Here is a 12,817-nt window from a genome sequence, read left to right as displayed (position 1 = left end):
TGGTAGTATTAATCATTTTAATTTAGATATAAAATTTACTTCTATAATAATTAGAAATAATTATTAGTACTATAATGCTTATATTTAAAATATAAGCAAAAAAGATAATATAGTATTACTTTTAACATAATCACACTTATTCAAAACCAGACCATTATAGTATTTTTGCTATACAATACTTTTAGTTTTTTCATACATTATGTTATGGGTTTAAAATAAATTAATATTATCAAAAGATATACTAAATAAATGCTTAACAAAAAATTTCTAAAATGTTACTTTATAATTTTAATATATGGCATTTTAATCTCTAGATTTTCCTTAAAAGCACAAACTTTTGAAAGAATAGAAATAGAATCTGGCTTAAGTACATTAGAAGAAAATAATGGTGTTTCTGTTGCAGATTATGATAAGGATAATGATTTGGATATTTTTGTTGTTGCCAAGGCAAAAGATAAGGACGGAGTAGAAATTAGCCATAGTAAATTATTTAGAAACAATAACGATGGTACCTTTACCGATGTAACAGAATCATCTGGTATTATTAATTTATTACTTAAAAGCGAAAATACTAAATCATTTGAGAGTAGTATAAAAGGTGATAAACATGGTGCTTTTTGGGGAGATTATGACAATGATGGATATCCAGATATCTTTTTTACAAACTCTAATAAAAACCTACTTTTTCATAATAAAGGTAATGGTACTTTTATAGATGTAACAGAGAATGCTGGAATTAAAAAATACGATTCATGTGATAGCACAGGAGCTACCTGGTTTGACTATAATAAAGATGGTTTTCTAGACTTATACATCTGTGATTGGAGTAAAGACTGTGATGGAAATAGCTTGTATAAAAATAATGGTGATGGTACATTCACAAATGTTAGCAACATATTTAAAGGTATTTTAGATGACAAGTTTGCTTTTCTTGCTTTTCCATTTGATTTTAATAATGATGGATGGTTAGATTTATTAGTTGCCAATGATTCTCAAGCAGAAACAAATGAATTATTTATTAATAATCAAGGAACAGGATTTACAGAACAAGCTGAAGCCTACAACTTAGATAACTCCAAAAATGATATGGGAGTTGCTATTGGAGACTATAATAATGATGGGAACTTCGATTTTTATATAACAGCAATATTTAACAACACCTTTTATAAAAAAACAGCAAAGGCTAAATATACAGATATAGCAGAAAGTTTAGGTGTAAAAAATACTGGCTGGGCTTGGGATGTTAATTTTTCAGATTTTGACTTAGACAGAGATGAAGATTTATTTGTAGTTAATGGTTATAAATATGGAAATATTAGCAATCAAAAAAATGTCTATTTTGAAAATTTATATATTGACAACAATGGCGTAGAAGGTTTTATTGACAGTTCTGAAAAGACAAAATTAGATGCCTTAACAATTAGTGTTGGTGCTGCTGTTTTTGATTATGATAATGATGGAGATTTAGATCTTTTTGTCACGAACAATGACAGTCCATCATATTTTTATGAAAACAAAATTAGAGATTTTACACAAGAAAAAAACAACCTCCATTGGTTAAAAATTAAGTTACAAGGTACTGTATCTAATAGAGATGCTATTGGAACAACCATATCCATAAAAACGCATGAAGGTTCAGATGGAATTTTACATAGATACTATACCGGTATAGGTTTTATTTCTCAAAGTTTACAACCTGTTCATTTTGGTTTAGGTAAACAAACAAAAGTATTAGAATTAAAAATATCATGGCCATCCGGTCTAGTAGAAATCTATAAAAATTTACCTGTAGACAAAACCATACTTGCTATTGAAAACAACGGTTTTTCAGTACTTGAATCAGAACCTAGTGTAAAAATATATGGATGTACAGACCCTTATTCTTGTAACTACAACCCAAATGCAACCATTAGTTCAGGAAGTTGTAATTATTTGGAACCTGATGAAATATCAGGAAACACAAACCCTAAAAATAATAGTATAGAAATTTACACCTATCCTTCAGGAATCAATTCTGATCTTAACTGGGATGTTTCAGGAGGACAAATTATTGAGGAAATAAACAATAGTATTAAAATAAAATGGGGAGCACAAAATCAAGGTACCATATCTTTAATTGAAAATAATGGACAATGCCATAGTGAAAAAATAGAATTAAATATTTCCTTATCTGAAGATGGTGCTGATATCGATAAAAATAAGCCTTCAGTAGCGAGAGTTTGGAATGAAGCCCTGTTAGAAGGTATTAGAAAAGACTATGCAAGACCAACTGTTCATGCACGTAATTTATTTCATACAAGTATTGCTATGTATGATGCTTGGGCGGTGTTTGATGATAATGCAGAAACTTATCTTTTAGGAAAACAGGTACACAATTTCAACAATGTATTTAATGGGTTTACTCCGTCAGAAGATATAGAAATTTCAAGACACAAAGCCATTAGTTATGCTGCCTATAGATTACTAACACATCGTTTTAAAAACTCGCCAAATAAATTAAAAACACAAGAAGTCTTCAATTCAACAATGGATGAGCTTGGTTATGACAAAACAATCACATCTGTTGATTATTCAGATGGAGATGGTGCGGCATTAGGTAATTTCATTGCACAAATTATTATTAATTATGGTTTTACAGATGGTTCTAATGAAATTAATCAATACAAAAACTCTTATTATGAACCTGTAAATGAGCCATTGAATCTTTTGGCTCCTGATGATATCAGTAATATTAATCCTAATCGTTGGCAACCTTTAAAATTTAACTCTTTTATAGATCAAAGTGGAAATATAATAACTGGTACTACACCAAGTTTTTTAGGACCAGAATGGGGTAAAGTACTACCCTTTGCTCTTAAAGAAGATGATCAGAAAAATTATCAACGTTCTGGAAATACATATAGCGTTTATGATGATCCAGGACCTCCTCCTTATTTAAACACAACTGAATCAACCTCTGAAAGTGATTCTTATAAATGGGCATTTGCTTTAGTTTCTAAATGGGGAGCACAATTAGATCCTAAAGATGGTGTTATATGGGATATTTCACCAAAATCAATAGGAAATATTGATCTTAAAGACTTTCCATCTACTTATTCTGAATATCCAAATTTTTATAAAGAAATTGATGGAGGTGACATTGGTAAAGGTCATGCTCTAAACCCATACACTAATCAACCTTACAAAACGCAATTAGTTCATAGAGCTGATTACGCTAGAGTTTTAGCAGAATTTTGGGCTGATGGTCCAGACTCAGAAACACCACCTGGGCATTGGTTTACCATCTTAAATTATATAAATGATAATCCTTTACTAGAAAAAAAATTTAAAGGTAAAGGAGATGTTTTGTCTAATTTAGAATGGGATGTCAAATCATATTTTATTTTAGGTGGAGCAATGCATGATTCAGCTATATCTGCATGGGGAATTAAAGGATGGTATGATTATATTAGACCTATCTCTGCTATTCGTTACATGGCAAAAAAAGGACAAAGTTCGGATCCTTCTTTAGAAAATTATAATGTTGCTGGGATTCCTTTAGATGAAAGATATATTGAAATTATTACAGAAAATGATCCTTTGGTAGGAGCTAATAATGAAAACTTAGGAAAAATAAAATTATATAGTTGGAAAGGTCATGACTATATTAATAATCCTGAGGTTGATGAAGCAGGGGTAGGATGGATTTTAGCTGAAAATTGGTGGCCATATCAACGTCCTACATTTGTCACCCCTCCATTTGCTGGTTATGTATCAGGGCATTCCACTTATTCTAGAGCTGCTGCTGAAGTCTTAACTTTACTAACAGGAAATGCTTATTTTCCTGGAGGTTATGGTGAATTTTTAGCTCGTAAGAATGACTTTTTAGTTTTTGAAGAAGGCCCTTCTCAAGATATTAAACTGCAATGGGCTACTTATAGAGATGCATCTGATCAATGTAGTCTGTCTAGAATTTGGGGTGGTATACACCCACCAATAGATGATATTCCTGGTAGAATTATCGGGGAGAAAATTGGCGTTAATACTTTTAATTTTGCTACCCAATATTTTAACAATCAACAAGAATTTCCTGAGGATGATTCCATGATTCTTAATGCATATCCAAACCCTGTTTCTGATGAATTAGTTATAAATATTAGAGAGAAATTTGGACGAATTAAGAGTACTAAAAAAATATCTTTTTATAATATGTTAGGAGAAAAAGTCCTCACTAAAATTACAGATCGTACTGACTATAAAATTAATCTACAATTTCTTTCTAGTGGAATATATATATTGGAAGTCTCAAATGGTCAAAAAAATATAAGAAAGATAATAGTTAAAGAATAAATATACCCCATATATAATGTAAAATTATATGACATCCTCATCAGATCCTGTTTTTTTTATAAATAGTATTTTAATTTGAGATTTATTCTTTATGAATTAATACGTTTTAAGCTGTATTATAGCATAGAATTAAAACATGTAATATAGAAATTAATTGTTTTCACACTACCTAAAAGACTATATTCAACGTTGTACTCTATTGTCAGTAATCTACTTAATTTTCTTTCACTCATAAAAAACAAAATAGCCCACTCAACAAGTTATATTAAAAATAAAATGCTGATATAATTATATAGCAACTGAAACTATCAACTTTAAAATAAACTTCAAAAAAAATAACCTAAGCTATTTCAACACACGAAATAGTTTAGGTTATTTTTTTAAATAAAACTAAAACAAATTTTATACTTTATCGTATATCTAAACTAACGTCTCCATTCGTTAACACCATCTCTTATTCTATTTCTCCACTTAATATTAGAATAAACATCTGTATAATAATCTAAAACCACATCATTCTGATCTTTGTAATAAATTCTATATTTCAAATCAAAAGAACTCTTAGCCGGATCATAATTACTAACACCATTTGAAATAATAGTTTTATAACTAGCCGTTTCAAGACTAGATGAAGCTGGCAGTCCCCATACTTGCCATTCTAAAATACCTTGAGATTCAATTGAAATAAAATGAATTCTAACTTTATTTGTAGTAATAGGGTCAAAGAAAGTTTCATTATACATATCTGCATCAGTTCCTGGTGCTTTATTGTTTTCATCATATGTTGTTAGTCCATATTGATCGTCTGGTATAGAAACTCCATTAACAACAATACTACCACTTATTAATTTCCATTCTTCAGAATCAAGATCCCAATATTCTAAATACGTGTTATATGGGATTTGTATTCCACCTAAATCAGTCCACCAATATACATTTGAATTAGTAATTGAATATGTACTTGGAAACTCATATTCAACAAAATCCCAAGCATTAGGGTTAGGCCAGTTACCAAAAGCAGCACCATTTTTATCTTCAGAACTTGTCGGTTGATAATCGTCTTTAATAGCATCTGCAACTTCCCAATCAGACACTTTAGCAGCGATTACTTTTGACTCTAAAGCTACATTTCTTATCTCTATTGGATCTAAATTAGGAACATACTCTACTGATACTTCATTATTATCATTAACAACATACTTCATATTATAATAATCACCAATATTGATTGTTCCATTAGTCTGAACACTGTTGTAAGCTAAAGTACTTGCCATTAACAAATTTTCAACAGAACCAGTATTTAAAGTATCTCCAGCATTATTAATAGTTGCATAGTTTGCTTTCTGGTTATAATAACCCTCTTGACGGTTGATATATTTTAAAACAAGAATTTGTGTATTTTGAGTACTTAAAATACTATCTTCAGAAGTTTCTGTTAATTTAAAAGGAATTGCATAATTTGCTTTTATTGCTAACGGATCATTCAAAAACTTTATAGAATCTAATAGAACCTCAACGGTACCAATAGATTTACCTGAAGGTATTATAAATCTACTATTATTACTTAAAGTATAATAATCACTAGGTAACAACGTGTAATCTGTACCTGATAAAAGCGCTGGATCTAATTCAAAATCAACCCATCTTTCTTTTTCATTATCTAAAATACCCGCTAGATAAACTCCTGCATTCAACTTTAACCCTTCATCTTTTACAACTGTTCTCCAAAGAACACCTTGCTCATTTGAACCTCCTGTTACATTTGAGAATGCAACTGCAGAAAACTCATTATCCAATCTAAATTCATCATAGCAACTTGTTAGAACACTAATGATTATTGAAAAAATTAATATTTTTTTCATAGTATGTTACGTTTTAAATTAAGGGTTACCAACCCGCATTTTGTTTAAGATTATTCATAATTAAAGTTTGAGAAAAAGGTACTGGTGCATACCTCATATAATCTGAAAAAGTATGATTCTCTACATCAAAATAGTCATATTCATCTCCATTTGTACCTCTAGTTATCTCTACCCCTCTAATGGTGTGGTTTAAAGATTCATTCCATCTACGAATATCCCAGAATCTAAATCCTTCAAAACACAATTCAATTCTTCTATTACTTTTAATAAAATCTCTAAAAGCATCTTTACCTGCTAAAACTTGATCATCCATGTATTGATCTTGCATTTCTGCTGTTATAGGGTCTGAATCTATTCCAGCTCTCATTCTTATTTTAGCCATCACATCAGCTGCTGAAAATGAAAATTCAGTACCATTGGGACCATAAGCTTCATTAGCAGCTTCAGCAAAATTAAGATACAACTCCGTTTTTCCTAAATAAACATAGAATTTAGAATCTGTAGTATTTTGTCCTATTTCAAGGTTAACATTTTTACTTGTCAGCTTTTTCATAAAGTATCCTGTACGAGTCCCCTGCTGGTTTAATCCTCCAGATGCATCGTTACCACCAACAAAAGTTTCAATAGTAGTTCCATTGTAATTATCATCATTAAAGAAAATAAAACGATAAAACCTATTATCTCTATTTGAATATGGTTGATCTGAATCATACATAGAAGTTGTATTATCTATTGGATATCCATCAAGTGTTGGAAATTCATTGACAAGGTTTTGAGAAGGATTACAAACACCTGCTCCAAAAAGAGATGGAGGATAGTAAGTTCTTTCAAATCCATTTGCTGAATATTCTGGTTCTACCCAAATATTGTCAAAACTTTGAATATCATTAAAATTATTATAATTATCTAAATCAACCAATCCTCCGGAAGCTTCAATAGCTTCATAAGCTGCTGTAGCAGCTCTTTCCCATAAAGCCTTTGTAGCATCTCCATATGCAGGACTAGCAGCACTTAAATACACCCTAGCCTTTAAAGCCATAGCAGCTAAACCAGAAGCTCTACCTCTATTAATGATTCCAGTATAAACATCAGTTCCTCCATCATATTTAATAGGAAGTAATTCTATTGCTTTATCACAGTCATTTGCTATTTGTGCAACACACTCTTCATAAGTATTTCTAGGAAGGTCTAAATTATCATCTTGTTTCAAAACAGTTGTTACAATTGGAAAACCAAGAACTTCTGAAGTACCTTCTGCTTTACCAGCATAGTTTTTTAACAATTCTGATTGATACCAAGCTCTTAAAAAATAAGCTTCTCCTACTCTATTTGATTTAAGAATAGAGTCTCTTTGTTTGTCAGAAACACCATATACTAAATCTGTTCCATTCTCTATAAACAAATTAAGGTATTTAATTGTCGTATAATTATTATTCCAATTTCCAATAGGGCTACTTTCTACGGTCCAAGAACCTAAGGCAAGTTGATTATCACCTGGTGTAGATGGTACTGCATTATCTGTATAGTAATCCATAAAAATAGGATAACCAGTATTTAAATTGGTATAAGCATTTGTTAGAATACCTTCTCCTGTTGTCGAATGACTCCAAAGTTCTTCTGTTGTTTGATCTTGTATTGGCAAAGGATCAATATCACAAGCTGTAAAAAAGAAGCCTAAAATTAAATAATATAATATTTTATGTTTCATAATCTTGTAGTTATTAGTTAAAATTTGCATGATACTCCTAAAGTAAATGTTCTTAGTATAGGGAATACAGTAACACCTGAATTTAAACTTTCTGGATCTATATTATAATCAGAAAATTCTGAAAAAGAAGCTACGTTTTTACCTCTTACAAAGAATTTTAAATTAGGAAGCAAAATATTATTTGCTATAGATTTAGGCATGGTATAACTAAACTCTATATTTTTAATAGTAAAGTATGCTGCACTTTTTCTCCAAAAAGTAGAGTTTTGATAATTGTTTTGCGATTGTGTTGTTAATCGTGGTAAATTATTTGTTTCCGGATACCTATCTAACATAACTGTAGAATAGTTTGCTCTTGGATTTCTTCCTGTAAAATAATCGCTATTTACTGAAATTGTACCATCAGCTCGACCTTGACCTACTACGAAAAGACCAAAACCTTTGTACTTTAATCTTAAGTTTGCACCATAAAACACTCTAGCAGCGTGTTCATCAGTAGTAAAAACATCCTTTTCATCAACTACGCCATCTTCATTATAATCTCTATAACGAATATCTCCTGGCTGTACATCACCCCAACTTTGAGTAACACCTCTAGAGGTAATTTCTTCTTCAGATTGATATAAACCTTCTGCTTGATATCCTCTAAACATATCAACTTCCTTTCCAGCTAATTTTCTATAATCTTCTAAAGCTGCTGGCTCATCTACATCTACATATTTACCTCTTTTGTATTGTGCATTACCTCCTAAGCTATATTCTAAATCACCTACTTTATTAGAATATTGTAAATATCCATCAAGCCCCCAATATTTTGTTTTACCATAGTTAGTTAATGGTAAAAAACTACCCGAACCAAATAAAGAAGGAATTAAAGAACTTCTTTGAGATATTTGATTAGAATATACTTGACTAAAATAATTTACTTCGAATGACAATGATTTATCAAAAAATTCTCCTTGTGTACCAATATTTAAATAGCTCATTTCAGGCAATTGATAATTTGTACTTCCTTCCTGTTGAATATTAAATACGCTTACGCTGTTACCTCTATTATCATTAATACCAGATTGCCAGGTTCCGACTTGTTGCCATAAAGTAGTACTTAAATAATAAGGATTATAAGTAGAACTAAAACCTGTTCTAAAATCATCATTACCCATAATTCCATATGAAGCAAAAGCTTTTAAGTAATTTACAACCTTACTAGAGCTTAGGAAAGATTCATTACTAGCTACCCAAGCAGCTCCAATAGTAGGATATAAATTATATCTATCCCCTTCAGGCAACTTCATACTCCCTGTATAAGATAAATCTAACTGCACAACATACTTTTCATCATAAACATAATTTGCTCTATAACCAAAATCTTGTTTTTTAATAGGTTGATAATTTCCCCAACCACGATACTCTACAAGACCCGCATAATATGATGCATTCATAGTTAAAGCATGTTTATCAAAAGTTCTATCATAATCAAAATGTAAAAAAGCAGTAGTATTTCTTGAAAAGAAATCATTACCTAAGTTAAGATTTGGAACAACAGTAGCTTGTTGTACACGAACTAATTCATTATTGTTCTGTAATCTATAAAGGTCTGCTGTTCCTCCTTTATTAGTAACAACTGTGCTATAAGTATCAAAACCAGCAGTTCCTGTAAAGGTAAGGCCTTTAGTTAGTTCATTAAGATCTATTAATAAAGAAGTACTGTTTTGTGAATTAAGATTTGCAGATTCAGCATATCCACCATACAAAAGTTCATTTTCAATATTTAAAGGGTAATTATCATTAATAATATATTTACCATCATATGAAATAGCGTGTGCATTTGCTGGATTGGTTGCAATAAAATTAAATAAGTTAAATGGATTAGGACCATTTCCTTCATTTGGAAATTTTTGTGCTTGGTACGTTCCTGCTATATTAACTCTAAACTCAATTTTATCAGTCAATTTAATATTTACACCTCCTCTTGCTTTAAATCTGTTGTTTATAGAACTTTCTCCTATCTTTTCTAAACCATTGGTTTGTACATAATCTAATAATGAAAAATAATTTACTTTTTCATCTCCACCACTAAAATTAATATTAGCTCTAGTAAATTTACTTGATGTTTTAACATAATCGTCAAAATAATCAACATTAGGATAGTATAGAGGATCTGTACCATTTTTATAAGCAGCTAAATCGTCAGAAGAATATAATGCACTTAAACCATCATTTGTTAGAGCTTCATTAAACAATGATGCATAATTATAGGAATCTAAATATTCAGGTTGTGAAGTTGGAGAGCTTATACCTGTTTCAGTAGTTACTGATATTTCTTTTTTGAATTTTTTTCCTGTTTTAGTAGTAATCCAAATTACAGGATTTAAACCAGCCAATCCAAGAACAGCTCTTCCTGACATATCTTTTATAACCTGTACTGATTCTACTTCAAAAACATTAAGATCTGATGGATCTCTTCTTATACCATCTATATAAAAAGATACATTATCTCCTCTTATACTAGCATAAACGTCTTCTCCTGTATTGATACCTCCTGTATTTAAATCAAACCTAATAGAACCTGATCCGTTACTATAAGTATTTACTGTCAAACCAGGTATCCTACCTGAAAGTGTTTCTAAAAATGTACTTGCTGGATAAGATTGAAGCTCTTCTCCCGAAATAGTATAGGTAGCAGATACACTTCTATTATTAGAAAACGATTGATATGGCAATTTTACTGTACTATTTTGAAGTGTTCCAACTTTTGATAACACAATATTAATATTATTGTCTTCGAGTTTACCATCTGTAATTTCGGTTGTACTAAATAAATATCCGAATTCGTCTATTGTAATTTGATCATTTTCATTAGATACTTCTATTGTAAATTCACCTTCTTTATTTGTAACACTTTTACCATTTGCTTCAAATGATTTTACAAAAACATTTGAAATAGGTTCACCGTCACTATTCACAACCTTTCCAGTAAAAACAGATGTAGATGATTTATCATCCTGATTCTGTGCAAGTAAAGATGTAGAACCAAATATGCCAATGATTGCAAAAAACATCAACATGTTTACAATTTTTCTATACATAATTGTTATATTTTGTCGTTTTATTAATAATTCTACCATCCTGGGTTTTGTTTAAATTCTTCAAACATAAACGCATCACTCAACGGAATAGGCCATTTATATTGCTTTTGCTCAAATGTGCGTATATAAAATGGTGTTGATGCTCTATTAATATCATACCCAGTAGGAGCTGCTGGATTTTCTAAAAATTGATCAGCATAATAAGCTTTATGCTCTATTTTATGTGCATCACCCCATCTAGATAAATCAAAAAAGCGTTTCCCTTCTAAATAAAACTCTACCGCTCTCTCATTCTTAATTCTTTCTCTAAAAGAATTTTTATCACTTAAATACATTGCATTTACTGGAGGCATTTGCACACGTGCCCTTACAATATTAACAGCTTCTACTGCACTAATAGCCGCCCCAGGTAGTGTATAATTTGGACCTCCTATTTCATTTGCTGCTTCAGCATATTGTAATAAGATATCTGCTAACCTAAAATAAATGACATGTGTAATTGGTGAACTAATTCCTCCAGGAAATCCATCTACATTTCTTGCCCAGAATTTTCTTGCCATATAACCAGATTGATTATAACCAGGTTCAGATTTTCTTTCTTCACCACCATCAAATAACTCTAAATATCTATCAGATTCACTTGTCCATCTTTCTCCATTAAATAGAATAGAGTGATAAAACCTAGGATCTCTATTGATATAAGGATCTTGACTATCGAAATCCGGATCATCTCCAATAGCTAATCCATTCTTTGTTTCAAACAAATCAACAAAACTTGCATTAACACTGTACCCTTGAATAACATTGGTGTATTGAAGCCCTCTTGTTGTAAAGACAACATGCGTATTATCAGCTCCACTAGAAACAGCATAATTTTCCCAAATAATTTCATCATGAAATGGTTGATACATAAAGATACTATCAAACCCACTACTGTACTCTATTGATTTTTCACCTGCTATAGAAGGAATTTTATAAGTTACTTTATCAGTACCATTAGATTCAACAAGGCTATATCTATTATTTCCATAATTACCTAAGTCCGATAATAAATCCCATGAAGCTTTAGCGGCTAACTCCCACTTTGACTGGTCATCACTTGGATTATTACTTGGACTTGCACTAAACAATAAAGCTGCAGCTTTAACTGCCATAGCAGCTCCTTTTTCAGGTCTACCTAAATTTTGTTGATTCCATCTTTCTGGCAACAATACAGCTGCAGAGTCACAATCTGCTGCAATTTTTAAAGCTGTTTCATGATATGAAAGACGTGGCAATGCAAATTCTTCTGTAGAATCATCAGCACTAAAGGCAGTTGTAATATAAGGCATTCCTCCTTGTCGCTTAAGCATTTCGTAATAATACCATGCTCTCATAAAATGTGCTTGCCCTTTTAATTCGTCTTTTTGAGCATCAGTAGCCCCCTCTAACTTAGGGAGTAATTCAATAACTCTATTCGCAATACGTATGCTTCTCCAAGATCCCCATACTCTAAAAAATTGAAGGGCTTGCCCTGTACTGTAAGATCTAAGCCAGTCTCCACTCTGTGCTATCGGCATAGTTTCCCAATTTATAGAATTAACATAACCTTCATCAGAAAGTGCTGAAATAAAACTATAATCTGAAGATGAAAGATAGTTTAATAAGTCCTGGTACATTCCATCTTCATACTGTCTAAACATTACGTAATCTTTTAGAATAGCCTCTTCTTGTATTCCATCAGATTCTTGTACTTTATCAAGATAATCTTCACAACTATTAAGATTGATAATTGCAAAAAAACCAATAATAGTTAATATATATTTTTGTGTTTTTTTCATGTTTTTGAT

The 12,817-nt window shown here is 30.9% G+C and carries 5 protein-coding genes; 1 reads left to right on the top strand and 4 read right to left on the bottom strand.

What is annotated here, in order from left to right:
* Positions 1-249: 249 nt before the first annotated feature.
* On the top strand, positions 250-4,329 hold the full coding sequence (locus BUB70_RS07225) for an FG-GAP-like repeat-containing protein (protein ID WP_073120004.1): 4,080 nt from the start codon (positions 250-252) through the stop codon (positions 4,327-4,329).
* 425 nt (positions 4,330-4,754) lie between these two features.
* Here BUB70_RS07225 and BUB70_RS07220 read toward each other — a convergent pair whose 3' ends face one another.
* The 4 genes from BUB70_RS07220 to BUB70_RS07205 are packed head-to-tail and all read right to left on the bottom strand — an operon-like array spanning position 4,755 to position 12,808.
* The gene (locus BUB70_RS07220) at positions 4,755-6,191 is read right to left on the bottom strand and encodes a DUF1735 domain-containing protein (RefSeq protein WP_084730218.1); all 1,437 of its coding nucleotides are present in this window, start codon (positions 6,189-6,191) and stop codon (positions 4,755-4,757) included.
* Positions 6,192-6,216: 25 nt separating this feature from the next.
* Positions 6,217-7,899: a RagB/SusD family nutrient uptake outer membrane protein gene (locus tag BUB70_RS07215; protein ID WP_159431420.1), complete on the bottom strand. Its 1,683-nt coding sequence runs from the start codon at positions 7,897-7,899 to the stop codon at positions 6,217-6,219.
* 17 nt (positions 7,900-7,916) lie between these two features.
* On the bottom strand, positions 7,917-10,988 hold the full coding sequence (locus tag BUB70_RS07210; protein ID WP_159431419.1) for a SusC/RagA family TonB-linked outer membrane protein: 3,072 nt from the start codon (positions 10,986-10,988) through the stop codon (positions 7,917-7,919).
* A 32-nt stretch (positions 10,989-11,020) separates the two neighbouring features.
* A complete protein-coding gene (locus tag BUB70_RS07205; RefSeq protein ID WP_073119993.1) occupies positions 11,021-12,808 on the bottom strand; it encodes a RagB/SusD family nutrient uptake outer membrane protein in 1,788 nt (595 codons plus the stop codon).
* Between the last annotated feature and the right edge of the window lie 9 nt (positions 12,809-12,817).

The sequence above is a fragment of the Wenyingzhuangia marina genome (assembly GCF_900130035.1).
GTDB classification, from domain to species: Bacteria; Bacteroidota; Bacteroidia; order Flavobacteriales; family Flavobacteriaceae; genus Wenyingzhuangia; species Wenyingzhuangia marina.
Note: the sequence above shows the minus strand (reverse complement) of the source record. Positions and strands in the feature narration are given on the sequence as shown.